This is a genomic window from Rhodococcus sp. 15-649-2-2, assembly GCF_002258645.1.
GTDB lineage: Bacteria > Actinomycetota > Actinomycetes > Mycobacteriales > Mycobacteriaceae > Rhodococcoides.
On sequence record NZ_NPFM01000030.1, the window covers coordinates 150,816 to 175,096 of the forward strand.

Here is a 24,281-nt window from a genome sequence, read left to right on the forward strand (position 1 = left end):
AGGCTTACCGAGCGCGAGGCGTTCGGCTCACGGTCCGGCCCACCACCCGGTGGCCGATCCGACCTGCCGTCCCAGCTCGGTGGTCAGAGTTCGCACGTAGGTCGCGGTGAGATGATGCTCGTCACGGTAGACGAGTACGTTGCCTTGCTCGACGCGGCACACGGTCGCGTCGCAGACTGCATCGGACAGGTCGAGAGCGGAGAACCCGGGGAGTCGGAACGAGGCCGCAAGCGCCGGATTGACGGGGTCGAGCGCTTCGTCCCGTGGAATGCCGCACGAGGTGGCATTGCCGCCGTTGGCCAGGCAATCGATCGCCCGGTACGCGAGCCACGGGGTGTCCCGAACACCCAGAATTCCGACACCGTCCGCAGCGAGTTGCTGCCACACCGCGGCGTACCAGGTGGGGGTGTAATCGCCGGGGAAGTCCTCCCGCGGGCGGGTGGCGGTGGTGAACACGTAGGCAGGTTCCATCGCTGCGACGTCGGCGAGCACGGTCTGCGTCCAGTCGAGGCAATCCGGGTATTCGTTGGGGCCGAGCATCGGCATCGTGTCGATGCTCAACGGGCAGCCCATCTTCAGGAATGTGACGACCTTGAACCCGTGCTGGAGTCCGAGCGCGTCGAGGGCCGTCACCCAGTGCTCGGCGTGTGAGCTGCCCGCCAGCACGATGGTTCGGTTCGCGTCGAGGTCGCCGTAGCTACACGAGACCGCATCGCGTGTTTCGAAGTCGGCGATGCAGCCTTCGAGGGTGGTGGCAGGGAGGTCCTCGGGAGCCGAATACAGCGGGGGACGGACGGAGGCCGGCTCGGCGCGAATCCCGTCGGTCAGTTCGAGCGCCCCCGGGTGAGTCAATTCGTCGACCGATTCGTCGGCCTGTACCGCGGTGATCGACCGGTCGATGTAGACGTTCCATCCGACCGAACCGGTCGTGACGGCGAGCGCGGCGATCCCCGCGCAGGCAGTGACCGCGATCCGTCCCGGCGTGAACGTGCTCGACTGCGTGGGGCGCTCGACCAGACGCACGGTCAGCCATGCGAGTACGACCGACGCCCCGACGATGCCGAGACCCCCGAGCGCGTCTGCATGGGATCTGCCGGTGGCCGACAAGTAGAAGATCAGCAGCGGCCAGTGCCACAGGTACAGCGGAAATGCGATCGATCCGACCCAGGCGAAGAACCGGTTGGAGAGCGTTGCCGCGACGGCGGTCTCGGACCCGGCGACGATCAACGCGAGGGTCGCGAGCACCGGAATCGAAGCCAGGGGACCGGGAAACGCAGTCACACCGTCGACGACGAAACCGCACGCGACGATGACGGTCATGCCGAGAACGGCCAGGACTCCACGTGCCGTCGACGACCAGCGGGCACGTAAGGGCGAGGCGGCGGCCACCGAGGTGCTTGTTCGCGAGGCGAGCACTGCCGCCAGTGCCGCACCGAGCATGATCTCCCAGAGTCGCGCACCGGTGTCGTAGTAGTTCCACGCCTGATGCCGTCGAACACCGTCCGCCGCGTACACGAAGGACAGCACAGCGATCACGGCGAAGATCACGGCAAAGGTGCGTGGTCGAAGACTTCGTGGCCCCTCGGGTCGGGCGATGCGTCGGAGCCATGCGAGACCGAACACGACGGCAATGGCCAGCAGATAGAACTGGAACTGCACGGCGACCGACCACAGATGCTGAACGGGGCTCACCGAGGGATCGGCCGCCAAGTAGTCGTTCGCTGTTGTCGCCAGCTGCCAGTTCACGTAATAGAAGACACCGGATACGAGTTGATCACCCAGGTCTGCCCAGCGGGTGCGCGGCAGCAGGAACACCGATGCGACGGCGACTGCGAGCAGCGTGATCAGCAGCGGTGGACCCAGTCTGCGGAGCACGCGCGTGATGCGGGTGATCGGATTCAGGCTTGCCCCGGCCTCGGCCGATCGCAGTAGGGATGCGGTGAAGAAGAAGCCGGACAGCGTCAGGAAGACGTCGACGCCACCCGACACGCGACCCATCCAGATGTGGAACACGACGACGAGTGCGATCGCGACGCCGCGCAAGCCATTGAGATCTCGCCGTTGCGGTGGTCGACCCTGTGGGCCGGGTGCCGGAGCGGAAGCGCCCTGGACCGGTGTCGAGAAATCGATGGCCGAGTCGCTGTCGGTCGGGTGTACATGCATGAAGGAGAAGTGGCTCCGGCTGTCGATCGACTACTCGGTCGGATGTGCGATACCGGGCAAACAATACGTGTACGCGAGGTGAAGCACTTCTCGGAGTCTGCTTCGGGGCAATAGTCCCAGTTCGGGAGCGTAGAGGTTGATCCGGCGCATTGTCTTCTTGCGCGGATAGAGCGCGTGTGCAACTATTTGCCAAGCGCGTGCAACTACACGCGATAGCCAGATATTTACCTACGCCACTTCGTCTCAGGAGATTCGACATGCCTCTCGGCCTGCTCGCCCTCGCAATCGGAGGATTCGGCATCGGTTTGACCGAATTCGTCATCATGGGCCTACTACCGGAGGTCGCGGCCGACTTCTCGGTCACCGAAGCCACCGCCGGCTGGCTCATCACCGGCTACGCGTTGTCCGTCGTCGTCGGAGCACTGGTGGTCACCGCTGCGGTCACGCGACTTCCCCGCAAGACCGTCTTGCTCGCACTGATGTGCCTGTTCATCGCAGGCAACCTGATTTCTGCACTCTCGGGCAGCTACGACACGATGCTGCTCGGTCGTGTGGTCGCCGCACTGTGCCACGGAGCCTTCTTCGGAATCGGTGCCGTGGTCGCGGCAGGTCTGGTCGAGCCCGCAAAGAAGGCGGGAGCGATTGCCATGATGTTCGCCGGCCTCACCGCCGCCAACGTTCTCGGCGTTCCGTTCGGAACGTTCCTCGGTCAGAGTTACGGATGGCGGTCGGCGTTCTGGGCCATCACGGTGATCGGCATCGTTGCGCTGATCGGCATCGCGGCCCTCGTTCCTCGGGAAACCGGGATCGGTGAGGAGAGCGATCTGCGCCGCGAATTGCGTGCGTTCCGGTCTCCCCAGGTGTGGCTCTCCATCGCCACGACGGTGCTCGGATTCGGCGGTATGTTCGGCGCGTTCACGTATATCGCGTTCACCCTCACCGACGTCAGCGGGTTTGCGTCGAGCTCGGTGCCCTGGCTGCTCGTGCTGTTCGGTGGAGGTCTCTTCATCGGAAACTACCTCGGCGGCAAGGCCGCTGACCGCAACCTCACCGCGACGTTGCTGACGTTGCTCGGCGCGTTGACCGTCGTTCTCGTCTTCTTCGCGCTCACCGCAGAGAGTCGACCGGCGACTGTTGCCTCTCTCGTCCTCATGGGCGCTTTCGGTTTCGCGACGGTGCCGGGGCTGCAGATGCGGGTGATGTCGTTCGCGCCCGACGCCCCGACGATGGCGTCCGGTGCGAACATCGCCGCCTTCAATCTCGGAAATGCGTTGGGCGCGTGGCTCGGCGGCGTGACGATCTCGGCCGGCCTCGGCTACACCTCGCCCATCTGGGCCGGATCCGGTATCACCGTGCTCGCGTTGCTGGTCCTGTTGTTCGCAACTCGTCTGCTGCGCCGCTCCTCTTCGGGTGCCGCAGTGGACGGAGTGAGCGCAGCAACCAGTGCTGCGGGGTCGTCCACCTGAACACCGAACGAGTGAGCGAAGCCGGATATCCGCCATCGCTGCACGAGTGCGGGAACCACAACCTCTGCGGCACTGAACAGCTCGATGTCGACCGTGGTGCCGTCCTGGTTCGGTAGGACGAGCCGGCCTCCGTCCAGAGCGGGCGACACGACGCCGAACCGACGGTGGATGCGAACCGACGCGATATTCGCTCGGTCGACCCTCGCTACGACCGTGCCGGACATGCGCAGAACGAGGACTTCGGGTGAGAGAACATGCGGGTGCGCCCGAGCCAGGGCGACCGATGACGCGAGTAGCACCAGGGACGCAACCGACGCGGCTGCGACCAGCGCACTGAGCCACAGCCACGGAATCAGAAAGTGCAGAACGACCATCTCGATCACGGTGGCAGCACCGAACATCAGGGGTAATCCGAGTGTTCCGCGGGTAGCGGTGAACACGGTCGAGTCCGCGGCGATCGGCGCGTGCTGCCCGCGCGTCCAGAGCGCCAACGAGTGCCATCTACCGACCTGGACAGGGAAGTCGACCGTCATCGGGTGCCTCCGGACGGCGGGTGGTCGATGGTCTGCAGGTGCGCGGCGGCGCGGACGATCACAGTGCGCTGGGCCGGATCGGGCAGGATGTCGTCGATACTCAGCGAACTGATCTCCTCGGTGTCCACAGTGGTATCGGACGGATCGGAGGCAAGTGAATCGAGACCGAACATCGACTCCAGTTCTGCGGCGAGCGAAGCGATATCGCTCTCGGCCTCGTCCGGATCTCGGCCCTCCAGGGCGCTGAACCTGCGGAGAAGCCCGAGGTACCTCTGGCGAAGACGGTGGTCGCCGAGTGTGGTGGTCACCGTCTCGAAGAACGATGCGGGAACGGCGCCCGATATCGCCATCACCTCGAGTAGATCGCGTTCACGGATCAATGCTTCTCGGTCCGCTTCCGCGGAAGCATCGATCAGCGCGCTCAGGGCGTCGGCAACCTCGCGCGGAAGAGCGGTCAGCTGGCGATGCTCGACTGCGTCGTTCAGCAGTGCCGACAGGCGGATGTGCTTGCGCGCGAGCGCGGACTGCTCCCGTTCCATACCGACGAGAAGCGCCCTGAGATCAGCGACCACATCGGTCTCGCCCGCCGGAGACTCACCGAGGGCGGCGGCTATCTCGCCGAGTGGCATCCCGCAGTCGGCCAGCCACCGGATTCTCATCAGACGAACCACGTCGTCGATCGTGTACTCGCGATATCCGTTGGACAGACGGCGCGGCTCGTCGAGCAGGCCGAGGCGGTGGTAATGACGCACCGTTCGCGGTGTCGTTCCGACGGCCTCCGCCAGAGATCCGATTCGCATGTGGTTCAGTGTGAACCTTGACGCTACGTCAACGTCAAGTCCGTCTGCCTCGCCTTCCCAGGGCCGGGCGTGGCAGCGCGGCGTATCGTCGGGTCGTCGTGTGAGTCGTCGTGGCTCGCACCGTTCGAGGAAGAGACCTGGCTGAAGATGGTCGACGCCGATCGTTGGTACAGGGAAATGTTCGAGGCCAGCACGGTCGGATTGGCGCTTGCCGACGAAGACGGACTGCTCGTTCTCGCCAACGAGGCCTACGCAGCCATCGTCGGGTGTCCTCGTGAACGCCTGCCCGGCAGATCTTCTCGTGAGTTCACCCATCCCGACGACTTGGGCCAGCACGCCGCCATGGAGCAGATCATGGACGACGCGAAGTCTCGAGGGGAATCGGTTCACGTCGAGAAGCGCTACCTGCATGCCGATGGCACAGTGCGGTGGGGTTGGATCTCGGCCAGTGAGGTTCCGGGACCGGAGGGTCGAAGGTGGACGATGGCCGTTGTGCACGACATCACCGATCGAAGGCGCGTCGAGGACGACCTGCGCGTAGCTGCACAGACCGACGCCCTGACCGGACTGCTCAATCGGCGCGGATGGCGAGATCGGTTGCACCAGTTGACCACACCGCCGGGGGACGAGGGCGCGGTTGCGCTGGCCATGATCGATTTCGACCGCTTCAAGTTGTACAACGACAAGTACGGCCACGGCCGCGGTGATCAACTGTTGGTTCGGTTCTCCGCTGCTGCGGCAGATCTGCTCGGTGGCCGAGCCTCGATCGCGAGATGGGGTGGGGAGGAGTTCGCTCTCGCGATGCCGGGAGTGGGATCGACGACGATGGCCGCCGTGCTGACCGAGCTCGCCGCCGTCGTTCCCGACCAGCAGACATTCTCCGCGGGGCACACGACGTTGCGACGAGGCGAGTCCGTGGACGACTGCTTCGATCGTGCAGACATGTTGCTCTTTCAGGCCAAACGAGATGGTGGCGCGCGATCGTACAGCGACGGAAGCCGCCGATCCGGCGAGTGAGCGTCAGCTCGCCAGTCGGCCGAATCCGACCACGCCGGAGTCGGATCCGTAGTGCAGGGTGTGAACTCGGATCTTGCCGGCCTCGTTACCTCCGACGGTGATGGCCTCGTCTCCGTCGACCGCCACGATCACGTTGGTGTGCTGGCCGATCCAGCTGCTGTTGTCGTAGAGCACCACGTCACCCACCGACGGCGTGTAGCCACCGACGGCCTCGAATCGACCCTGCTCCTGGTAGTACTCCTGCAGGGTGTAGACGCCGGGTATGCGCCACGAACCGGAATTGGGGTTCGACAGCGGCATATCCGCTTCCTTCATGATCCAGCTGACGAAGTCGGCGCACCAGGCTTCGTCCACACCCTCGGCATAGAAGGTTCCCGGGCGCTGCTGCTCGTGCTCGGTGCGCAACAGTTCCACCACTCGGGCCTGATCGGCCGTCAGTTCACCGGTGTTCACCTCGGGAAATGCCTCGGTGTCCCACGGGAGGTATCGGCTCGGGGCCAGCCACAGAACACCAACGACCGCAACCACGACGACAGCCGTGCACGCCGCCACCCACAGAGGCCACCGTCGTCGAGTACGCGCGCTGGTGTCGATGCTCATGCCACCACGGTAGCGCGACCGGGCACACAGCTTGGCACAATGAGGACGTGACCTTCCCTCGTGACCTGCCGGCCCATGCTGTTCCAGAGCCTGTGGCGGACGCTGCCCGCGAAGCGTCGCGCATCACCGTTCTCACGGGTGCGGGGATGTCGGCCGAGTCGGGGATCGCAACTTTCCGTGACGCCCAGAGCGGGTTGTGGAAGGACTTCGATCCCAAGGATCTCGCCAGCCCCGAGGGCTGGATGGCCGACAGCGATCTGGTGTGGGGTTGGTATCGATGGCGAGCGGAACTGGTCAGACGCTCCGAGCCCAACGCCGGTCACGTGGCACTCGCACAATGGCAGCAGCGGGCGCACGTCGACATCGCCACCCAGAATGTCGACGACCTCCACGAGAGAGCCGGAGCCACGGTGTTGTCACATGTGCACGGATCTCTGTTCGAGCCGTATTGCAGCGACTGTGGGACACGGGCAGTGCTCGACGCCGGTGCCGCCGACGCACCGGCCGAGGCGGACCAGCGGGTTCCGCCGCCGGAATGTCCGTTGTGCGGCGGGCTGATTCGGCCGGGCGCGGTGTGGTTCGGCGAATCGCTACCCGAGGCCGCGTGGGACGCGGCCGAGGACGCCGTCCGACGTGCCGACCTCGTTCTCGTGGTCGGCACGTCGGGAGTCGTGTACCCGTTCGCGGGACTGCCGGCGATCGCTCGTAGCGCCGGAGCCACGGTCGTCGAGATCAACCCGGTCGAGACCGAGGTCTCGGACATGGCCGATCACCGGTGGCGCACCACTGCGGCGGCGGGGCTGCCGGCCCTCGTTGCGCGACTGTGAACACCGAAACATGCTGTCGCCTCAGCCGTTTGCACCGACCGCGCTACCTCAGGGCCGCAGTCTTTTGACCAGTAGCAGGGACAGTCCTCCGAGAAGACCGGCGATCAGCAGCGTCAGAGCTGTCTCGATCGCCTGGAACCGCCAGAACAGTCGATCCTCGTGGTACTTCGTCTCGAAGGCGTCGGCACCCTGAGCTCGGGTGCAGTCGATCTGTGTGCGAGCGTCCTCCGCGGCACGGAGATCGGCGTATTCCTCGTACTGCGCGACCGTCTCGAATTCGCTCATGTCCCGGTAGTTGTCGGGCCACGTGCACTTCTGCAGGTCGATCGCTACGGGTGTTCCCTGGCCGTCGACGTAATCCGCCGACACGTTCCATCGCGGATATATCGAGATCGATTCCAGTGGCCGGTAGTAGTCCGGTGTGCCGCCGTACATGTCGTTCATCTTCTGCTCGAGTGTCTGGGTCTCGACCGCGGGAGTCGCGTAGTGTTCGCGAATCTGCGTCGGCAGCAGCGCCAGGAAGGCAGTGGACAGCACGACAGTGGTGATCATCGCGGCGACGGTGTTCCGCATGGCCAGCGCGCATGCTGCGCCGAGCATCAGTCCGGCAGCCGTATACCCGCCCGAAACGAATCCCGTTGCGCCGAAGGTGGGGAAGTCCAGGCGTGATTCGCCGGTGCTGATGAAAGTGAACGACCCAGGCGAGGTGCGATATTTCGCCCAGTAGAGGGCGCATCCGAGCAACGCCATGGCGAGGATCGTCGGAACGAACACGACCAGTACGCGCACGCCGTACCACCGTCGTCTGCTCACCGATTGGGTAAGACCGAGTACGTGAGTTCGACGTTCGAGATCGCGGGAGAAGACGGTCACGCCGACGAAGGCACCGAGAACGACCGGCAGTGCGATCGTGAGCAATATAGCGATGGTCTGGGCGGTCTCGGCTGTGCAGTAATCCTCCTGGAACCCGAAGCATCCCCGAATCCCGGTAATCGGTGCGACGCCCCCAGCAAGTTTTGTGATCGCAATCGTGATGGTCGCCAACAGAAGTGGGGTCAGGACCCCGAGCAGAATTGTCGCGCGGAATTGTCTCCATGTCACCCAGATCATGCCGCTACCTCCGAACCGAGGTGTGCGAGTACAACGTCGTCCACGGTGGCGTCCTCGACGGTCCAGCCCGGTCGCGCTGTCTCCGGTCGAGTGCCGTGGACAACGAATACTGCTGCACTGGAACCGGATACGTCGGAGATGATGGTTCCGTTGTCAACGGTGGGTTCGGCATCGGTGCTACCGACGAGCAGGTAGTGCTCGGCGGTGACGGTATCCAGGTCACCGTCGAGTCGAATGCGGCCGTCACGCAACAGGAGTAGTCGGTCGGCGACGTCGACCAGTTCCGACAACACGTGCGACGACAGCACGATGCTCGTGCCGTTCTCGGCCGCGTCGCGCATCAATGTCCGGGCCACAGCGCGGCGGGCAACCGGATCCAGGTCTGCGAGAGGCTCGTCGAGCAGCAGTACCTCCGGGCGCCGACCCAGGGCCAAGGCCAGCGCGACCCGGGTGCGGTGGCCGGGAGAGAGTGACTTGACGCGTGCCGAGACGGCTATCCCCGCTGCGTCCACGAGTTCTGCCGCATACGCATCGTCCCAGTGCACGTTGGTGTTTCGGCCGAAGCGGAGAGTATCGGCGACGGTGAAGTGTGGATAGAGAGGTTTGTGCTGAGCGAGGTAGGAGAGGCCGGGCGCGATGCCGCGCTGGCCCACGGCTTCGCCCAGTACTCGAATGTTCCCGGAGTCCGGTGTGAGCAGTCCGACCGCCAACGACATCAGAGTCGACTTGCCTGCGCCGTTGGAGCCGACCAACGCTGTGACGCTTCCTCTTTCGATGGCAAACGAGCAGTGGTCGAGGACGGTCTTTCGGCGGAACGACTTGACCACCTCGTCCATGGTGAGAACTGCGTCGGTCATGATCCGTCTCTTTCCGGTCGGTCGAAGTGGGTGTCGAGGGCAGCGGTGACGATGGCCTCGAGGTCCGGTCTGTCCAGTCCTGCTGCCAGGCAATGGCGAATCCAGCGGCTCAGTTCGTTCTCGAGGGCCGATCGTTCGGCCATGCCGGGTTTCGCCAGGGAGGCGACGACGAAGGTTCCCGATCCGGTCCGTGGTTCGACCAGGCCTTCTCGTTCGAGTTCGCGGTAGGCCTTGAGCACGGTGTTCGGGTTGATGGCGAGCGCCGTGACCACGTCTTTCGCTGTCGGGAGCTTGTCGCCGACAGTGAGTGATCCGAGGCGCAGGGCCTGTTTGGTCTGCAGTATCAGTTGGACATATGTGGGGATGCCGGACTGACGATCGATACGGTAAGCGATCACCAGGACCCTTTCACTAGTTGATTAGTGGAAGACGATAATGCGGACTCGTCTGTTTGTCCAGGTTGTGCGGTCAGTGGATGGTCAGGGCATCGATGAGGAATGCAGAAGGCCCGCAACCAGGGCGTCGACAACTTCGTCCGTCGAGGTGTCCGGATCGATCGGGTACGTCAGGCGGTCGAGCAGAAGGCCGTCGATCGCGTAGTGGAAGAGTGCAACTTCCTGGCGACCCCCGGGTAGTCCTGCGGCGAGGTTGAATTCGACGTCGGCAGAGAAATGCGAGCGCTGCCAGCTACCGAGCATCTCCTTGATCTCCGGTCGTCTCGATGCCTCGAGCCGCAGCTCGAACAGCGCGAGTGTCACGTCGCCGTTCGCGAGGAGTCGGGCGACGATGTCGCGGATGTACGCACCGAACAGCTCGGGGCTGGGGGGTTGCGCAGCGAGTGGTTCGTGGACCTCGGCGTCGGGGGCGAGTCTCTCGCCGATCCGCTCGATCAGTCCGGCAATGATGTCGGCGCGGGTCTTGAAATAGTTCGATGCCGTTCCCTTGGGCACAGCTGCTTCCTCGTCGATCGCGCGGTGGGTCAGTCCGCGCGCTCCTTCCGCGGCGAGCAGGCGAAGTCCGGCGTCGGCCAGTTCGGAGCGTCGGAGTGGGTTGCGAGCCATGGAAACAGACTAGCGGAACCACTACGGATGTCGTAGTCTAAAGCAACCACTACACCCGTCGTGATCGGAGAAGCTCATGCGTGAACTGGTCTACTACGTCGCCGTCAGTCTCGACGGATACATCGCTGCCCCCGACGACTCCTTCGCCGACTTCCCGATGCACGGCGACCACATCGACATGATCCTGCGTGAGTACACCGACACCATTCCGACGCTTGGCCTTCGGGCGACGGGCCTGACCCCCGACCTGAGTCGTTTCGACACCGTGCTCATGGGGTGGAACACGTACAAGGCCGGTGGAATCCATCCCCCGGAGGGTCCGTACGGCCACCTGAAGCAGTACGTTTTCTCGCGTGATCACTCGGGCGTGGAAGCGGCCGTGACGCTCACCGGTGAAGATCCCGTAGCGGTCGTGCGAAAGCTGAAGAGCGAGAATGGAAGTGGGATCTGGCTGGCCGGGGGAGGGATGTTGGCGTCGGCTGTGGCGGGCGAAATCGACAGGCTGATCCTCAAGGTGAACCCGATCCTCCTCGGCTCGGGTAAGCGTCTCTTCGCCGAGCGTGCGTACTCACCGATCCGAAGTCGCCTCGTGGCCAGTACCCCCTTCGAGTCCGGGGTGGTGGTGAACGAGTACACGGTCGATCGATGATGTGGAACCGAGGACGACGTCACACTCGGTACTGTGGAAAGGAACGTTCTTTCTTTCTCAGGTAGGGATTGCACATGGCTTTGGGCTCCGACCGGTTCTGGCGTGTACTCGGACGCTCCGCGCAGAAGGCGCAGAGCACGTCCCGTCAGCACGTCGACCGAGCCCAGGAGCACGCCGAGTGGGCGGCCGCTATGGACGACAGCGACTTGGCGACAGAGGCGATCGCACTTCGCGTCGACAACGCAGCGCGGCTCGATGTTCCGCGGTACCTCGCGTTAGTGCGAGAGGCGAGTGCGCGAACACTGTCCATGCGGCCCTTCGATGTACAGCTCCACGGTGCCGTGCGACTTCTCGCCGGCGATGTGGTGGAGATGGCGACCGGTGAGGGCAAGACGTTGGCCGGCGCCATCGCTGCCGTCGGGTACGTCTTGTCCGGGCGCGCGGTGCACGTCATCTCGGTCAACGACTTCCTTGCGCAACGCGATGCACAGTGGATGAAGCCGTTGTTCGAGGTTCTGGGTATCACGGTCGGTTCCATCGGTGAGGCGTCGAGCGCGCAGGAGCGTCGCACCGCCTATGCCTGCGACATCACGTACGCCTCGGTCAACGAGGTCGGCTTCGACGTCCTGCGTGATCATCTGGTGAACGATCGACAGGATCTGGTCTCGCCCGTCCCGGACGTCGCACTGATCGACGAGGCCGACTCCGTGCTGGTGGACGAGGCGCTCGTCCCACTGGTGTTGGCCGGTTCGGTATCGGGTGACGTCTCGACCTCGACCGTGATGGACGCAGTCCGATTGTTGGACAAGGGTGTTCACTACGACACCGATGCCGAAGGGCGGAACGTTTTCCTCACCGACGAGGGTGCCCTGCGGATCGAGAAGGAGCTCGGCGGAATCGATCTGTACTCGGAACAGCATGTCGGATCGACCCTGGTGGCGGTCAACGTGGCGCTGCACGCCCAGGTGCTGGTGCAGCGCGACGTCGATTACATCGTTCGTGACGGACGGGTTCAGCTGATCAACGCCTCGCGTGGACGCGTCGCCGAACTTCAGCGCTGGCCGGACGGGCTGCAAGCGGCAGTCGAGATCAAGGAGGGGCTTGCTCCCACCGAGACCGGCGAGATTCTCGACACGATCACCGTGCAGGCATTGGTCAATCGGTACGCCACGGTGTGCGGCATGACCGGAACGGCCATGGCGGCGGGGGAGCAGCTTCGGACGTTCTACAGCCTCGGCGTCTCGGTCATCGAGCCCAACGTGCCGACGGTGCGCGTCGACGAAAACGACCGTGTGTACGACACGATCGAACACAAGAACGCTGCAATTGCCCTGCAGGTGAAGGAGATTCACGAGACCGGGCAGCCGATTCTCATCGGAACCCATGATGTCGCCGAGTCCGAGGCTTTGGCGTCGACTCTCACGGCCTCGGGCGTGGACGTGGTGGTGCTCAATGCGAAGAACGATGCTGAGGAGGCAGCGGTCATCGCCGCGGCGGGAGTGCACGGCGCGGTGACAGTGTCGACTCAGATCGCCGGTCGCGGAACCGATATCAAGCTCGGCGGTCCCGACGGTGCCGATCGCGAACGTATTGCCGAGCTCGGCGGATTGTTCGTTCTCGGCACCGGTCGCCACACAACCGAGCGACTCGACAACCAGCTCCGGGGACGCGCAGGTCGGCAGGGAGATCCGGGTCGTTCACTGTTCTTCGGCAGCTGGGAGGACGACGTCGTCAAGAACAACATCGGCGACAAGGACGCACCGAAGGGTATCGACGACAGCGGAATGTTCACCTCGCCGGCAGCGGCCGACCGTGTCGATCACGCACAACGCATCGCCGAGGGTCAGATGCTCGAAATACATTCTCGTACTTGGCGCTACAACCAGTTGACGGCTCAACATCGCGAAATTCTGGATCGCAGCCGCGCGACGTTGCTCAACTCGGACGAGGCGTTGACCTTGCTCGAGGCGCACTCGCCTAAGCGCTCGAAAGAGCTTCGCGACACCGTCTCGGAGGAGACGCTGATCGAGGTCGCTCGCCAGATAGTTCTGTACCACCTCGATCGATCGTGGTCCGATTACCTCGCGCACCTCGCAGACGTGCGTGAGAGCATTCACCTTCGGGCATTGGGGCGCGAGAATCCGCTGGACGAGTATCACCGCATTGCGGTCGAAGCATTCAAGACGGTGTCGTCGAAGGCGATGGATCTCTCGCACGCCACCTTCGAGTCGGCCGACATCACCTCCGACGGAATCGATCTCGACGATGCCGGTTTGCGTCGACCGACGTCGACCTGGACGTACATGGTGCACGACAACCCGTTCGCGTCCCGCGGAAATGCCGGTGCGGCCGGCCTGGGGCCGATCTTCGGTGGCTGACGCGCGGCGCGCGTTGGTCGCTCTCGCGTTGGGCGTGGGCGCGGTGGCGTCCGGGTGTGCCGACTCGTACGGCGAATTTCCGGCCGACAAGATCTACACGTCCATCGACGCTTCCGACTCCTATGTGCCGGTGGACGGAACCACGATCAGGCTCGAATTCGCCGACGACCGAATCTCGGCGGAGGCCGGGTGCAACAGATTGTTCGGCACGGTCGACACCTCGCAGGGCAGGATCACCACCGATTCTCTCGGTTCCACCCGTATGGGCTGCCCACAGGCATTGATGGATCAGGACGCGTGGCTCTCGGAATTCTTGGCGTCCACGCCGCGGTGGTCTCGGAACGACGGCACCATGACCCTGGACAACGGAAGTGAACGGATCGTCTTCGCGGAGTCCTGATCGGCCGGACCTCTAGCGCCGGATCCGATCGGTTGTCGAGTGGCGGACTCCGTCGACGAAGAGCCGCAATCCGAAATCGAATCTGCTGGTCGGGTCCGGACTCTCGAAGATCGGGGACGCCTCGGGGGTGAGGGCTCCCGCGGAGTCCATCTGTAGACGCGATTGTTCGTCCACTGTCTGGCCGAGAACGTAGTACAGCAGGGTGTCGGCGGTCAGTTCCGCGTCGCGTCGCGGTAGTCCCGCGCGAATGCAGACGGCGGCAATGCGTTCGCGAATGCGATTGGTGGTCATCCTCGACGCGTAGGTCGCGGCGACGAGTTCGGCCCCGTCTCGACGGGAGAGAAGCGCGTCGCGCAGCCGATGCGCGATCTGCTCGATCTGCGTGTCCCACGCGCCCTCGGTGGGTGGGGCGTCGGCGCTGGACAGCAGATGGTCTGCGATCGCGCCGAGCAGGGTCTGTTTGTTGGGGAAGTGCCAGTACAGCGCACCGGGCTGCACGTGCAGGGACGTCGCAAGCCGTCGCATGGTCAGGTCGGCAAGGCCGTACTCGTCGAGAATGGCGATCGCGCCGTCCAGGACGTCTTGCCTGTTGAGTTGCACTGCTTCCCCCAAGTCGATCGACGCCTCGTCGCTTTGACAGTAGCCGAGGGCGGTGCCTAACGTGAACACCGTTCAACTTGAACGGTGTTCAATGTGTCGCCGTTCGACTACGAGGGGACCGGAATGGACATTTTGCGCACGGCCCGTATACAGGTGCTCGACGACGGCATCGCACTCGAACGATCTCAGGTTCTCGAGGTCCTCCAGCTCGGCGACGACCGTCTCGAGGAGGCGATGCTGCTGGCGCACGAGGTACGGATGAAGTGGTGCGGCCCCGAGGTGGAGGTCGAGGGAATCGTCAGCCTCAAGACCGGCGGATGCCCCGAGGACTGCCACTTCTGTTCGCAATCGGGGCTTTTCGCATCTCCGGTGCGCGCTGCCTGGCTCGACATCCCGTCTCTGGTCGAGGCGGCCAAGCAGACCGCGAAGACCGGGGCCACAGAATTCTGCATCGTCGCGGCGGTCCGCGGACCCGACGCCAGGCTGCTCGCCCAAGTCGCTGCGGGAATCGAAGCCATTCGAGGCGAGGTGGACATCGACATCGCGTGTTCGCTGGGCATGCTCGAGCAGGATCAGGTCGATCAGCTCGCAGGGATGGGCGTGCACCGCTACAACCACAACCTGGAGACCTCTCGCTCGTACTTTCCGAATGTTGTGACCACTCATACCTGGGAGGAACGGTGGAACACGCTTCGGATGGTGCGGGAGGCAGGCATGGAGGTGTGCTGCGGCGGCATCCTCGGGATGGGGGAGACGCTCGAGCAGCGAGCCGAGTTCGCGGCCGATCTCACCGCACTCGAGCCCGACGAAGTGCCGTTGAACTTCCTCAATCCGAGACCGGGAACCCCGTTCGGAGACCTCGATGTGCTGCCGGCATCCGATGCTCTGCGCGCCGTCGCTGCGTTCCGTCTCGCGCTGCCGCGGACGATTCTGCGATTCGCCGGCGGCCGCGAGATCACTCTCGGTGATCTGGGTGCAAAGCAGGGAATTCTCGGCGGCATCAACGCCGTCATCGTCGGCAACTACCTGACGACGCTCGGTCGTCCGGCAGAGCAGGATCTCGATCTTCTCGGTCAGCTGCAGATGCCGATCAAAGCGCTGAACTCGACTATCTGATGCGCGTATTAGGGTGGGTCGAATGACGAGCGAGACCCACTACGACCCGTACACCGGTCGGCCTGTCGACGCCGGAGCCGAGGTGGGTGCGGATTCGTCGTCGGTCGCCGTCCGGCTCGGGTTGGAGCCGCCGCGGTTCTGCGCAGAATGCGGTCGCCGCATGGTGGTGCAGATAGTTCCCGACGGGTGGTCCTCGGTCTGCTCGCGGCACGGCCTGATCGACTCGGCAGCGACGGGCAGGCGCTAGGTGTCCATGTCGGAACCGCTCGAAAGACCGCCGCGACACAGCACCCGCCGGGTTCTGGCGGTGGTGGTAGCGATATCGGTGGCGCTGTCCGCACTGGGCGGCATGCTGTGGGGCCTATTGGTGCCCGCGCAGCAGTTGCTCGTGGTGGCGCAGGACCGCGGGGCGGCTCTGACCGGTGAAAGTCTGCACCGATTCGACGCCATCGCGATCTTCTCCCTCGTCTCGTTCGCGCTCGGTCTCGTCCTCCCGGTCGGTTGGTGGCTGTGGAAGTCGGAGCGGGGTCCACGCCTTTTCGTGGCAATCTTCGTGGGTGCGCTCGCCGGCTCGATCGCTGCGATTGTGGTCGGCAATGCGATTGCCGCCCTGCGGTTCCCGAAGGCCACCGACCCTGCAGTGGGCTCGATCGTCACGGTGGCACCGAGCATCGAGACCCCACTGGTGCTGATCGTCCAGGCGCTGACGGCGTCGTTGGTCGTCCTGCTGTTGGCAGCGATGAACCCCAACGACAATCTGCAACATACCGATCCCGAACCCGAGGACGTGGACGCCGAGCCGTTCCCGCCGCCGTCGTTCGATTCGAATCGGGCCGACTGACAGTCGGCCAGGTTCACGCCTGCGGAGGACGCAATGCAGCGAACTCGTCGGTGACCCGAATGCTGTTGTCGGCAAAGCGAAACAGAGCCGGTGGCCTGCCGCCGGCTTTGCCGGACGGTGCCCGACGGCCGGTGGGTTCGATGACGCCCCGACGGCTCAGTACTCGCTGCAGGTTGGTGGCATCCACCTGGTACCCCAGTGCCGCACCGTAGATTTCGCGCAGCGACGAGATCGCGAAGTCGACCGGAGCCAGTGCAAAGCCGATATTGGTGTACGACAGCTTCGCTACCAAGCGGTGTCGGGCGTGAGCGACGACGGTTCCGTGATCGAACGACATGTCGGGCAGCGCCGAAACCGGGTGCCATGCGGTGTCCGAGGGGAGTGTCGGCTCGGCCGATATCGGCACCAGGCCGAGGAACGTCGACGCGATCCGGCGATCTCCCGGGACGCGGTCGGGTTCGCTGAAGATGGACAGCTGCTCGAGGTGCGCAACCGAGCGCACATCGACCTTCTCGGCGAGTTGACGGCGCGCGGACGCGGCGAGATTCTCGTCGTCACGCAGGGTGCCACCGGGAAGCGACCAGGTGCCGGCCTCGGGGTCGAGAGCGCGCTGCCACAGCAGCACCGCCAGTTCGGGGGTGTCCGGGTCGGAAAAGGCTCGAACTTGGAACACCGCGATGAGTACTTCGTGGACGGTGCTACGATGAATCATGTTTTCGATCATAGGTCGAAAACTCCCTCGGAGGAAATTCGGTCACCGACGACCGGATGATCGGTGAAGGAGAACCGTCATGACCAGCAGCGCTACCCGGGTGAACATCCTGGACTCGGCATTCGCCGGAGTTCGCGACATCGTCGACGGAGCAGGTGGCTACGGGGGAGTGGAGGCAACTCCGGAATGGGCGGCCGAAGTGCGACGGCTCGCCGATCTGCGCGGCGCGACGCTGCTCGCGCACAACTACCAGCTGCCCGCGATTCAGGACGTCGCGGACCATGTCGGCGACTCCCTTGCGCTCTCGCGTATGGCCGCCGAGGTCTCCGAGGACACGATTGTGTTCTGCGGAGTCCATTTCATGGCCGAGACCGCCAAGATCCTGAGCCCGCAGAAAACGATCCTGATCCCGGACCAGCGCGCCGGCTGCTCGCTGGCCGATTCCATCACCGCAGACCAGCTCCGCGAATGGAAGGCCGATTTTCCCGACGCCGTCGTCGTCTCGTACGTCAACACCACCGCCGAGATCAAGGCACTGACCGATATCTGCTGCACGTCGTCCAACGCAGTGGAGGTCGTACAGTCCATCGACCCCAGCCGCGACATCCTGTTCCTGCCCGACCAGTTCCTCGGCGCACACGTCAAGCGCGTGACAGCACGCGAGAACCTGCACATCTGGGCAGGAGAATGCCACGTGCACGCCGGCATCAACGGCGACGAGCTGGCCGAGAAGTCTCGCACCCACCCCGATGCAGAGCTGTACGTGCACCCCGAATGCGGTTGCGCCACGTCGGCTCTCTACCTCGCCGGCGAAGGATTCGTTCCGGCCGAAAAGGTCAAGATTCTCTCCACCGGCGGCATGCTCGACGCTGCCCGCACCACCGCGTCGAAGCAGGTTCTGGTCGCCACCGAGATCGGCATGCTGCACCAACTGCGCATGGCCGCACCCGACGTCGACTTCCTCGCCGTCAACGACCGTGCATCGTGTGGCTACATGAAGATGATCACCCCTGCCGCGCTGCTTCGCTGCCTCGTCGAAGGACGAGACGAGGTACATGTCGACCTCGAAACTGCGAACATCGCCAGCAAGTCGGTGCAGCGGATGATCGAAATCGGTACCCCCGGCGGCGGAGAGTGAATCCGTCCGTCGCGTGGGAAACCGGAGCTGATCTGGTCGTCGTCGGCGGCGGTATCGCCGGACTCACTGCGGCTCGTACCGCTGCCGCCCGCGGCCTCAGGGTGCTGACCGTGAGCAAGGGGAGCTCCACCGACACCGCGACGCAGTATGCCCAGGGCGGGATCGCGGTCGTCGGAGCAGAATTCGGCGATTCGATCGAATCGCACGTGGCCGATACGTGTGCTGCCGGTGCCGGACTGTGCGACGAGGACGCCGTGCGCTCCATCGTTGCCGGCGGGCGTGCGGCGATCGCTTCGCTCGAAGCTGCGGGAGCAGAATTCGATCGCGCTGCCGACGGCTCCGTCGCACGCACCAGGGAAGGCGGCCACAGTGTTCGCCGCATCATCCATGCCGGCGGCGACGCCACCGGTGCGGAGGTGCAGCGCACACTCGACGGTGCAGTGCCGACGGTGCAGTTCGACACGACCGCGCTGCGGGTGCTGACCACCGACGGCGAGGTTGTCGGTCTGCTCGTCCGCGGGCCCGACGGCCTCGGAGTCGTTCATTGCCCGACGGTTCTCCTGGCCACCGGCGGGCTGGGGCAGCTGTACTCGTGCAGCACCAACCCGGCCGGCGCGACGGCAGACGGCATCGCGCTCGCCCTCGATGCAGGCGCGCGCGTGGCCGATCTCGAATTCGTGCAGTTCCATCCCACGGTGCTGTTCGCTGCCGGGACGACGGGACGCCGTCCGTTGATCAGCGAGGCGGTACGCGGCGAGGGTGCCCACCTGGTCGATGTCACAGGCCGCGCGTTCATGGCCGGAGTGCACCCGCTGGGTGATCTTGCGCCACGCGACGTAGTGTCCCGGGCCGTTGCCGAACTGCTGCACGACAGCGGCGACGACCACGTGCTGCTGGACGCCCGCCGCGTGGAGCACTTCCACGAGCGATTCCCGACCGTGACCGCCTCGTGCTTCCAGGCCGGCATCGATCCGGCGACGGACCTGATTCCGGTGGCACCCGCAGCACACTATTCGTGCGGAGGAGTGGTGACGGACACCGCTGGACGCACCTCGGTTCCGGGCTTGCTCGCTGCGGGCGAAGTGGCGCGCACCGGCCTGCACGGTGCCAACAGATTGGCGTCGAACAGTCTGCTCGAAGGTCTTGTCGTGGGTGAACGTGCGGCAATTGTGGCTGCCGAACGGGTCGGCAGGAGGGTCGAGGTGACGGACCTCGCGTTACCCACCTATCGCCGCATCGACCGGGGCGTGCTGCAGCGCACGATGACTGCCGAGGTCGGTGTGGTTCGCGATGCAGTGGGACTCGCTGCGGCACAACGCGTCCTGGCTCAGGGTGTCGTATCGGAACCGCCGGTCGACGCCCGTGCTGTCGAGGATGCTGCGCTGACAGCCGCGGCGGAGGTCATCGTCCTGGCCGCGAACCACCGCCGGGAAAGTAGAGGGTGCCACACCCGACGCGATTTCCCCGAGAGTGCGCCATCGCAACGCCGAAGCCTGCACATCGAACGAGGTCCCGACGGACGGCTGGGGATCGTGAACGACGACGTGATGACGGGAGCAAGCTGACATGTCCGAAATCTCGACCGAGGTGAACCCGGGTGTCGACCGAGCCGAGGTGCTCGCACTGATCCGGACGGCGCTGGACGAGGATTTGCGGTACGGGCCCGACATCACTACCACGGCAACGGTTTCCGAGGACGCGGTGGCGACGGCCTCGGTCGTGTCACGCCAGTTCGGCACGATCGCCGGCCTCGACGTCGGCCTTCTGGTCCTCGACGAGGTGATCGGTCCCGAGGGGTATTCCATCGTGCATCGCGTCGAGGACGGGGCGAATGTGGAGCCAGGACAGGCCGTTCTGACGGTTCAGGCCCCGACTCGAGGGTTGCTCACGGCCGAGCGCACGATGCTCAACATCGTGTGCCATCTCTCGGGAATCGCCACCGCGACAGCAGGCTGGGTCGCCGAGGTTGCCGACACCGAGTGCAAGATTCGGGACAGCCGAAAGACGTTGCCGGGCATGCGTTCGTTGCAGAAGTACGCGGTGCGCGCCGGCGGTGGCGTCAATCATCGAATGGGGTTGGGCGATGCTGCGCTGATCAAGGACAATCACGTTGCGGCTGCCGGTTCGGTCGTCGCTGCGTTGAACGCGGTGCGGGCCGCTGCGCCGAACATCGCCTGTGAAGTGGAGGTCGACAGCCTCGAACAACTCGACCAGGTGCTTGCCGAGAACGTCGAACTCGTTCTGCTGGACAACTTTGCGCTGTGGCAGACACAGATGGCGGTTCAGCGTCGTGACAAGTTCGCTCCCGAGACCAAGCTGGAATCCTCGGGTGGGTTGACGGTCGACGTGGCACGGGATTACGCGCGGACGGGGGTCGACTTTCTTGCCGTGGGCGGTCTGACACACTCGGTGACAGTGCTCGATCTCGGTCTGGACATGTAGTCAGGCCCGCGATGTGAGGAATTCGTTCGAAGATGGAAGTACAGAGTGCCCGCCTCGACAGCTGGATCTGGGCGGTGCGGTTGTTCAAGACGCGGTCCGCTGCAGCCGCTGCCTGCCGTGGTGGGCACGTCCGCGTCAACGGAACCCCAGCCAAGCCTGGTCTGCGAATCGGCCCGAACGACGAGGTTCGGCTGCGGGTCGACGGCGTGGAGAAGATCGTCGTGGTCGTGCGGGCGATCACCAAGCGTGTCGGTGCAGCTGTCGTCCCCGAGTGCCTGATCGATCACAGTCCGCCGCCGCCTCCGAAGGAAGTTCTGGCCTCCGTACCGCGTCGTGATCGAGGAGCCGGCAGACCGACCAAGCGCGATCGTCGTGAGATCGACCGACTGCGGGGCCTGGGTCTCTAGTGCGCGCGAGCCTATTCGGTTACCTTTGGTAACGACAAGAGGCTCGTACGCGCAAGGAGGTGTGGCATGGACTCCGTCCTGTGGACCCCACGTTTCGCGGCGGTGTACTTCGTGGCAGCAGCGTTGCTACTCATTCTGTTTCTGGCTATCGACGCGTCCCTCGCCATTGCCGCACCTCTTCTGTTGATTTCATTAGGACTCGGAATCGCAGTTCTGATTCGCAATCGAAAGCGTCACCCGGTTCGCTGAGGCGCTTTGGGTTCTGTCTAGGCAGAGCTGTGCCGTGATGCTGGTGTAGGTCGTCATGCGGGTTGTCGTGGTTCCTCGTCTCCGGTGTCGTCGTGCTGGTCGGGTGGGTAGAGGACTTCTTCTGGGTGGTGTGCGTGATTGATCAGCCCGCGGCGCTTGGGGTCCATTCCCGATGGTGGATGCCACAGGGTGCGGCCTGGGTAGCGATGTCCTGCTCCGGTTTTGGTGGTTGCCCACTTGCCGGGGCCGGTGCCGACGAGTGCGTGGTGCATGTCGCAACCGAAGGTGAGGGAGTCGATGTCGGTGTAGCCGCCCTCGACCCAGTCGTCGACGTGGTGGGCTTGGCACCAGGTAGCCGGGCGGGTGCAGGAGGGGAAGCTACAGCCGCGGTCTCGGGCGATGAGCACGATGCGTTGGTCTGCGGAGGCGATGCGTTTGGATCGGCCGAGGTAGAGGGCTCTGCCGTGGTCGTCGAAGATGGTCAGGTAGTGGTGGGCGTGGGACGCCATACGGATCGCATCGCGGATCGACACTCGGGATCCGGTGGCGGTCATCGCGTATCCGCAGCCGGCGTCGAGGTCTTTGAGGGTCATGGTGACGATGGCGGTGACGGGCAGGCCGCGGTGGGTGCCGAGTGTCCCGGAGGCGAGTGTGTGCCGAAGTGCCATTTTCAGGGCGTCGTGATGACGTTCGTTCTGGGTGCGTCGATCCCGCGCTGCGGCAGCGTCGCGCATTGCGGCAGCATCCCGCGTAGCGGTGTCCGGACCTGCATCGGTTGCGTCGTCTGAGTCAGCAGGGTCGTCGGTTGCCGCGGTGTCATTGGGTGCAGATGTGCCGTCATGCGTTGTCCCACAACGATATTCGAGATATTCACCACATTTGTCGTCGCACTCGTCGTCGCCGTCGTAGTTCTTCTCATCCCACAGGCCTGCATCGCTGGCGCCTGCTTCGTGGGTGGTCGGCTCGGGCTTCGGCGCTGCGGCACTGCCGCTCCCGCTGCCCTCGGCGGCGCTGCCGTTCTCGCCATCTTCATCGTCGTGGACAACCGACGTCGGGTCGGCCGGGTTGTTCACTCCCGGTTTCGCAGCTTTCGAGAACAAAGCCTCGAGGTAGGCGCGTAGTCCGGGGTCGACGCAGAAGCTTCCTTCCGACATCCCGTCGGCACCCTGCTCACCGAGATAGAAGAACGCATCGCGTCGTTTGCGTGGCTTGGGCTTCCCGTCCTCGTCCTCGTCCCGTAGTCGCCGTCGGGGTTGAGGATCGAGTCCAGGTGCGCCACCAATGGTGCGAAGTCGTCGGGGAGTCTGGTCGAGGCGTAGCCCACCAATTGCTGTTCTGCGAGATCCCGGGTCTGCGGATCGACACTGGCCGGCAAGTGCTTGAAGAATTCGCGGATCATCTGCACATGCTTGGCATCGAGCAACCCCGCCCGTAGTGCTGCCGCGGTGTGCGGCAACAACGGAGGGAGGACTTCCCCGGACAGTGCGGTGCGATCGCCCAACTCCGCAGCCAGACGCACCCGTGCACCGGCTGCTCGTGGGGTGATCCGCAGCATCCACGCCACCGATGACGGTACCGAGCCTGGGTACACATCGAGCCCGTGCTGAGCGATCAGTTCGTTGAGCCAGGTGTACGAGTACGCGGTGACAGACCTCGTGAGTGTTTCCATGCGTTGGATCACCGCACGCCGGTCGGCGTTCGTCCACGACGCCGATGCCTGTTCGGCCAACTCGGCAACCGCGGACTCGACACGGTCCACCAACACCGACAACTCGGGATCGGACACGACAGGGGGAGGCGGCACCGTCTCGATGCCGTCCACCCCTGATCCGCCGTCCCCCGAAAGCATGAACAGAATCTATCGCGACCCACCGACAAGTTTTCGAACACACGTTCCCGCGGACCGGACGCGACGTGGGGAGACCGACTCAGCGCCGTTTGCCGCTCCGTCGCGCGTTCGTCTTCGTCTTGGCAACCGGACGGGCCGGCTTGGAGGGGTGCGCCTTCTTCTTCTTGACCGGCGCGTCGTCTGCCGAACCTCGTGAGCTACGGGTCGACCGTCCTCGAACGATGCCGATGAACTCCTCGATGCGGTCGTCCTCGTGTTCGGCGACCCACGCCAATGCAATCTGGGAGTGCTCGATGTCGGTCACCGGGCGGTAGACGAGATCTTTGCGAGCGTTGAATCGGGCCACCGAATGCGGCACGATCGCCACCCCCAGCCCGGCAGCCACGTACTCGAACGTCTCGGCAGTGGAATTCATCGGGGGCAGGGCAGGGCGATTGCCGATTTCGAGTTCCGTTGCAACAGCAGCCCATTCGGGGACCGTCGCGGGATCGGCCAGCAAATGCTCGTCGGCGAGATCGCTCGCGGTGACAGAATCGAATGCTGCGACGGCATGGTCTTTCGGGACCACCACAACCTGGACTTCCTGATACAGGCCGATCGCATTGAGGCCCTCTCTATCCAACGGCGGTCGAACGAAGCTCACATCGACCGTTCCGTCGTGCAGGGCCGACACCTGAGTTTCCGGCGTCGTAGCCGTTACGGACAGCGTGACGTCCGGGAACCGATCCGCCCAGATTCGCGTCCACTTCGTCAGCGTCACACCTTCGGCGTAGCCGATGGTGAACGTCGTCGGCTCGGCAGCAGCAACCTGAGCGAGCTCCGAGCGCCGATCGTCCTCGGCAATCTCCACCAGAGCCCGCTCGAGCAGAGCGCGGCCGTCCTCGGTGAGTTCGGTGGGGGAGACCCCCGGCACGAACAGGTCGGCGCCGAGCTGCTCCTCGAGTTCCACGATGGTCTTGCTCAGGCGGATTCGCGATATTCCGAGCGACTGAGCAGCGCGGGCGAAATGCAGTTGTTGCGCCACTGCGGCGTACCAGCGCAGTGTCTGCACATCGATGTTCACGGA

General features: G+C 64.5%; 26 protein-coding genes. 14 read left to right on the top strand and 12 right to left on the bottom strand.

Annotated elements, in window-relative coordinates:
• Nucleotides 1-27: 27 nt before the first annotated feature.
• Complete coding sequence (locus CH305_RS20260) at nucleotides 28-2,163, bottom strand: acyltransferase family protein (RefSeq protein ID WP_094704729.1); 2,136 nt, start codon at nucleotides 2,161-2,163, stop codon at nucleotides 28-30.
• 257 nt (nucleotides 2,164-2,420) lie between these two features.
• Between CH305_RS20260 and CH305_RS20265 the strand changes: the two genes are divergently transcribed.
• Nucleotides 2,421-3,629, top strand: coding sequence for an MFS transporter (locus tag CH305_RS20265; protein WP_037150802.1), 1,209 nt, complete (start codon nucleotides 2,421-2,423; stop codon nucleotides 3,627-3,629).
• 529 nt (nucleotides 3,630-4,158) lie between these two features.
• Here the strand turns inward: CH305_RS20265 and CH305_RS20270 are convergent.
• A complete protein-coding gene (locus CH305_RS20270) occupies nucleotides 4,159-4,962 on the bottom strand; it encodes a MerR family transcriptional regulator (RefSeq protein WP_094704730.1) in 804 nt (267 codons plus the stop codon).
• 69 nt (nucleotides 4,963-5,031) lie between these two features.
• Between CH305_RS20270 and CH305_RS20275 the strand changes: the two genes are divergently transcribed.
• The gene (locus CH305_RS20275) at nucleotides 5,032-5,979 is read left to right on the top strand and encodes a GGDEF domain-containing protein (RefSeq protein ID WP_032403966.1); all 948 of its coding nucleotides are present in this window, start codon (nucleotides 5,032-5,034) and stop codon (nucleotides 5,977-5,979) included.
• A 3-nt stretch (nucleotides 5,980-5,982) separates the two neighbouring features.
• On the opposite strand, the gene CH305_RS20280 is transcribed toward CH305_RS20275, so the two are convergent.
• Nucleotides 5,983-6,579 carry a CHAP domain-containing protein gene (locus CH305_RS20280; protein ID WP_094610198.1) on the bottom strand — a complete coding sequence of 199 codons (597 nt, stop codon included), beginning with the start codon at nucleotides 6,577-6,579 and terminating at the stop codon, nucleotides 5,983-5,985.
• Nucleotides 6,580-6,626: 47 nt separating this feature from the next.
• Between CH305_RS20280 and CH305_RS20285 the strand changes: the two genes are divergently transcribed.
• Nucleotides 6,627-7,406: an NAD-dependent deacylase gene (locus tag CH305_RS20285; RefSeq protein ID WP_283164518.1), complete on the top strand. Its 780-nt coding sequence runs from the start codon at nucleotides 6,627-6,629 to the stop codon at nucleotides 7,404-7,406.
• A gap of 48 nt (nucleotides 7,407-7,454) precedes the next feature.
• Here CH305_RS20285 and CH305_RS20290 read toward each other — a convergent pair whose 3' ends face one another.
• The 4 genes from CH305_RS20290 to CH305_RS20305 form a co-directional block, all read right to left on the bottom strand.
• Entirely contained in the window at nucleotides 7,455-8,516 is a 1,062-nt protein-coding gene (locus CH305_RS20290) for a hypothetical protein (protein ID WP_094704731.1), read from the bottom strand.
• Nucleotides 8,513-9,373, bottom strand: coding sequence for an ABC transporter ATP-binding protein (locus tag CH305_RS20295; RefSeq protein ID WP_094704732.1), 861 nt, complete (start codon nucleotides 9,371-9,373; stop codon nucleotides 8,513-8,515). The genes CH305_RS20290 and CH305_RS20295 overlap by 4 nt, the downstream gene beginning before the upstream one ends.
• Nucleotides 9,370-9,771: a GntR family transcriptional regulator gene (locus CH305_RS20300; RefSeq protein ID WP_032379018.1), complete on the bottom strand. Its 402-nt coding sequence runs from the start codon at nucleotides 9,769-9,771 to the stop codon at nucleotides 9,370-9,372. The genes CH305_RS20295 and CH305_RS20300 overlap by 4 nt, the downstream gene beginning before the upstream one ends.
• 81 nt (nucleotides 9,772-9,852) lie before the next feature.
• Entirely contained in the window at nucleotides 9,853-10,434 is a 582-nt protein-coding gene (locus CH305_RS20305) for a TetR/AcrR family transcriptional regulator (RefSeq protein WP_094704733.1), read from the bottom strand.
• A gap of 76 nt (nucleotides 10,435-10,510) precedes the next feature.
• On the opposite strand from CH305_RS20305, the gene CH305_RS20310 reads away from it, so the two are divergent.
• From CH305_RS20310 to CH305_RS20320, 3 genes are all read left to right on the top strand, one after another.
• Nucleotides 10,511-11,083, top strand: coding sequence for a dihydrofolate reductase family protein (locus CH305_RS20310; protein ID WP_032403972.1), 573 nt, complete (start codon nucleotides 10,511-10,513; stop codon nucleotides 11,081-11,083).
• A 74-nt stretch (nucleotides 11,084-11,157) separates the two neighbouring features.
• Entirely contained in the window at nucleotides 11,158-13,461 is a 2,304-nt protein-coding gene (gene secA2, locus CH305_RS20315) for an accessory Sec system translocase SecA2 (RefSeq protein ID WP_094704734.1), read from the top strand.
• Nucleotides 13,454-13,861: an META domain-containing protein gene (locus CH305_RS20320; RefSeq protein ID WP_052077718.1), complete on the top strand. Its 408-nt coding sequence runs from the start codon at nucleotides 13,454-13,456 to the stop codon at nucleotides 13,859-13,861. Before secA2 ends, CH305_RS20320 begins: the two co-directional genes overlap by 8 nt.
• A gap of 12 nt (nucleotides 13,862-13,873) precedes the next feature.
• Here CH305_RS20320 and CH305_RS20325 read toward each other — a convergent pair whose 3' ends face one another.
• On the bottom strand, nucleotides 13,874-14,461 hold the full coding sequence (locus CH305_RS20325) for a TetR/AcrR family transcriptional regulator C-terminal domain-containing protein (RefSeq protein ID WP_032404063.1): 588 nt from the start codon (nucleotides 14,459-14,461) through the stop codon (nucleotides 13,874-13,876).
• 123 nt (nucleotides 14,462-14,584) lie between these two features.
• Here CH305_RS20325 and bioB point away from each other — a divergent pair, with 123 nt between their 5' ends.
• Genes bioB through CH305_RS20340 form a run of 3 tightly spaced genes read left to right on the top strand, consistent with a single transcriptional unit; the run spans nucleotide 14,585 to nucleotide 16,418 of the window.
• Nucleotides 14,585-15,577, top strand: coding sequence for a biotin synthase BioB (gene bioB / locus CH305_RS20330; RefSeq protein ID WP_094704799.1), 993 nt, complete (start codon nucleotides 14,585-14,587; stop codon nucleotides 15,575-15,577).
• A 22-nt stretch (nucleotides 15,578-15,599) separates the two neighbouring features.
• On the top strand, nucleotides 15,600-15,824 hold the full coding sequence (locus CH305_RS20335; RefSeq protein ID WP_094620050.1) for a hypothetical protein: 225 nt from the start codon (nucleotides 15,600-15,602) through the stop codon (nucleotides 15,822-15,824).
• A gap of 6 nt (nucleotides 15,825-15,830) precedes the next feature.
• Nucleotides 15,831-16,418, top strand: coding sequence for a DUF2567 domain-containing protein (locus tag CH305_RS20340; protein ID WP_094704800.1), 588 nt, complete (start codon nucleotides 15,831-15,833; stop codon nucleotides 16,416-16,418).
• Between the two features lie 13 nt (nucleotides 16,419-16,431).
• Here the strand turns inward: CH305_RS20340 and CH305_RS20345 are convergent, their stop codons facing one another.
• Nucleotides 16,432-17,130 carry an NUDIX domain-containing protein gene (locus CH305_RS20345; RefSeq protein ID WP_032404066.1) on the bottom strand — a complete coding sequence of 233 codons (699 nt, stop codon included), beginning with the start codon at nucleotides 17,128-17,130 and terminating at the stop codon, nucleotides 16,432-16,434.
• Nucleotides 17,131-17,209: 79 nt separating this feature from the next.
• Between CH305_RS20345 and nadA the strand changes: the two genes are divergently transcribed.
• From nadA to CH305_RS20370, 5 genes are all read left to right on the top strand, one after another.
• The gene (nadA, locus tag CH305_RS20350) at nucleotides 17,210-18,268 is read left to right on the top strand and encodes a quinolinate synthase NadA (protein ID WP_256983907.1); all 1,059 of its coding nucleotides are present in this window, start codon (nucleotides 17,210-17,212) and stop codon (nucleotides 18,266-18,268) included.
• Nucleotides 18,265-19,833, top strand: coding sequence for an L-aspartate oxidase (locus CH305_RS20355; RefSeq protein WP_094704735.1), 1,569 nt, complete (start codon nucleotides 18,265-18,267; stop codon nucleotides 19,831-19,833). Before nadA ends, CH305_RS20355 begins: the two co-directional genes overlap by 4 nt.
• A gap of 1 nt (nucleotide 19,834) precedes the next feature.
• Complete coding sequence (gene nadC / locus CH305_RS20360) at nucleotides 19,835-20,710, top strand: carboxylating nicotinate-nucleotide diphosphorylase (RefSeq protein ID WP_032403976.1); 876 nt, start codon at nucleotides 19,835-19,837, stop codon at nucleotides 20,708-20,710.
• A gap of 32 nt (nucleotides 20,711-20,742) precedes the next feature.
• On the top strand, nucleotides 20,743-21,117 hold the full coding sequence (locus CH305_RS20365) for an RNA-binding S4 domain-containing protein (RefSeq protein ID WP_037150788.1): 375 nt from the start codon (nucleotides 20,743-20,745) through the stop codon (nucleotides 21,115-21,117).
• A 66-nt stretch (nucleotides 21,118-21,183) separates the two neighbouring features.
• Nucleotides 21,184-21,366, top strand: a complete 183-nt coding sequence (locus CH305_RS20370) for a hypothetical protein (RefSeq protein WP_037150787.1) — start codon at nucleotides 21,184-21,186, stop codon at nucleotides 21,364-21,366.
• A 53-nt stretch (nucleotides 21,367-21,419) separates the two neighbouring features.
• Here CH305_RS20370 and CH305_RS29550 read toward each other — a convergent pair whose 3' ends face one another.
• From CH305_RS29550 to CH305_RS20380, 3 genes are all read right to left on the bottom strand, one after another.
• Nucleotides 21,420-22,520, bottom strand: coding sequence for an HNH endonuclease signature motif containing protein (locus tag CH305_RS29550; RefSeq protein ID WP_256983909.1), 1,101 nt, complete (start codon nucleotides 22,518-22,520; stop codon nucleotides 21,420-21,422).
• Complete coding sequence (locus CH305_RS29555) at nucleotides 22,436-23,215, bottom strand: 13E12 repeat family protein (protein ID WP_256983910.1); 780 nt, start codon at nucleotides 23,213-23,215, stop codon at nucleotides 22,436-22,438. The genes CH305_RS29550 and CH305_RS29555 overlap by 85 nt, the downstream gene beginning before the upstream one ends.
• A 79-nt stretch (nucleotides 23,216-23,294) precedes the next feature.
• Nucleotides 23,295-24,278 carry a LysR family transcriptional regulator gene (locus CH305_RS20380; protein ID WP_094704736.1) on the bottom strand — a complete coding sequence of 328 codons (984 nt, stop codon included), beginning with the start codon at nucleotides 24,276-24,278 and terminating at the stop codon, nucleotides 23,295-23,297.
• Nucleotides 24,279-24,281: the final 3 nt, after the last annotated feature.

What these genes read in the sequence shown, in the direction of transcription:
- CH305_RS20260 (WP_094704729.1), bottom strand. Translation starts at nt 2,163, where the DNA reads ATGCATGTACACCCGACCGACAGCGACTCGGCCATCGATTTCTCGACA.
- CH305_RS20265 (WP_037150802.1), top strand. Translation starts at nt 2,421, where the DNA reads ATGCCTCTCGGCCTGCTCGCCCTCGCAATCGGAGGATTCGGCATCGGT.
- CH305_RS20270 (WP_094704730.1), bottom strand. Translation starts at nt 4,962, where the DNA reads ATGCGAATCGGATCTCTGGCGGAGGCCGTCGGAACGACACCGCGAACG.
- CH305_RS20280 (WP_094610198.1), bottom strand. Translation starts at nt 6,579, where the DNA reads ATGAGCATCGACACCAGCGCGCGTACTCGACGACGGTGGCCTCTGTGG.
- CH305_RS20290 (WP_094704731.1), bottom strand. Translation starts at nt 8,516, where the DNA reads ATGATCTGGGTGACATGGAGACAATTCCGCGCGACAATTCTGCTCGGG.
- CH305_RS20295 (WP_094704732.1), bottom strand. Translation starts at nt 9,373, where the DNA reads ATGACCGACGCAGTTCTCACCATGGACGAGGTGGTCAAGTCGTTCCGC.
- CH305_RS20305 (WP_094704733.1), bottom strand. Translation starts at nt 10,434, where the DNA reads ATGGCTCGCAACCCACTCCGACGCTCCGAACTGGCCGACGCCGGACTT.
- CH305_RS20310 (WP_032403972.1), top strand. Translation starts at nt 10,511, where the DNA reads ATGCGTGAACTGGTCTACTACGTCGCCGTCAGTCTCGACGGATACATC.
- secA2 (WP_094704734.1), top strand. Translation starts at nt 11,158, where the DNA reads ATGGCTTTGGGCTCCGACCGGTTCTGGCGTGTACTCGGACGCTCCGCG.
- bioB (WP_094704799.1), top strand. Translation starts at nt 14,585, where the DNA reads ATGGACATTTTGCGCACGGCCCGTATACAGGTGCTCGACGACGGCATC.
- CH305_RS20335 (WP_094620050.1), top strand. Translation starts at nt 15,600, where the DNA reads ATGACGAGCGAGACCCACTACGACCCGTACACCGGTCGGCCTGTCGAC.
- CH305_RS20340 (WP_094704800.1), top strand. Translation starts at nt 15,831, where the DNA reads ATGTCGGAACCGCTCGAAAGACCGCCGCGACACAGCACCCGCCGGGTT.
- CH305_RS20345 (WP_032404066.1), bottom strand. Translation starts at nt 17,130, where the DNA reads ATGATTCATCGTAGCACCGTCCACGAAGTACTCATCGCGGTGTTCCAA.
- nadA (WP_256983907.1), top strand. Translation starts at nt 17,210, where the DNA reads ATGACCAGCAGCGCTACCCGGGTGAACATCCTGGACTCGGCATTCGCC.
- nadC (WP_032403976.1), top strand. Translation starts at nt 19,835, where the DNA reads ATGTCCGAAATCTCGACCGAGGTGAACCCGGGTGTCGACCGAGCCGAG.
- CH305_RS20365 (WP_037150788.1), top strand. Translation starts at nt 20,743, where the DNA reads ATGGAAGTACAGAGTGCCCGCCTCGACAGCTGGATCTGGGCGGTGCGG.
- CH305_RS20370 (WP_037150787.1), top strand. Translation starts at nt 21,184, where the DNA reads ATGGACTCCGTCCTGTGGACCCCACGTTTCGCGGCGGTGTACTTCGTG.
- CH305_RS29550 (WP_256983909.1), bottom strand. Translation starts at nt 22,520, where the DNA reads ATGTCGGAAGGAAGCTTCTGCGTCGACCCCGGACTACGCGCCTACCTC.
- CH305_RS29555 (WP_256983910.1), bottom strand. Translation starts at nt 23,215, where the DNA reads ATGCTTTCGGGGGACGGCGGATCAGGGGTGGACGGCATCGAGACGGTG.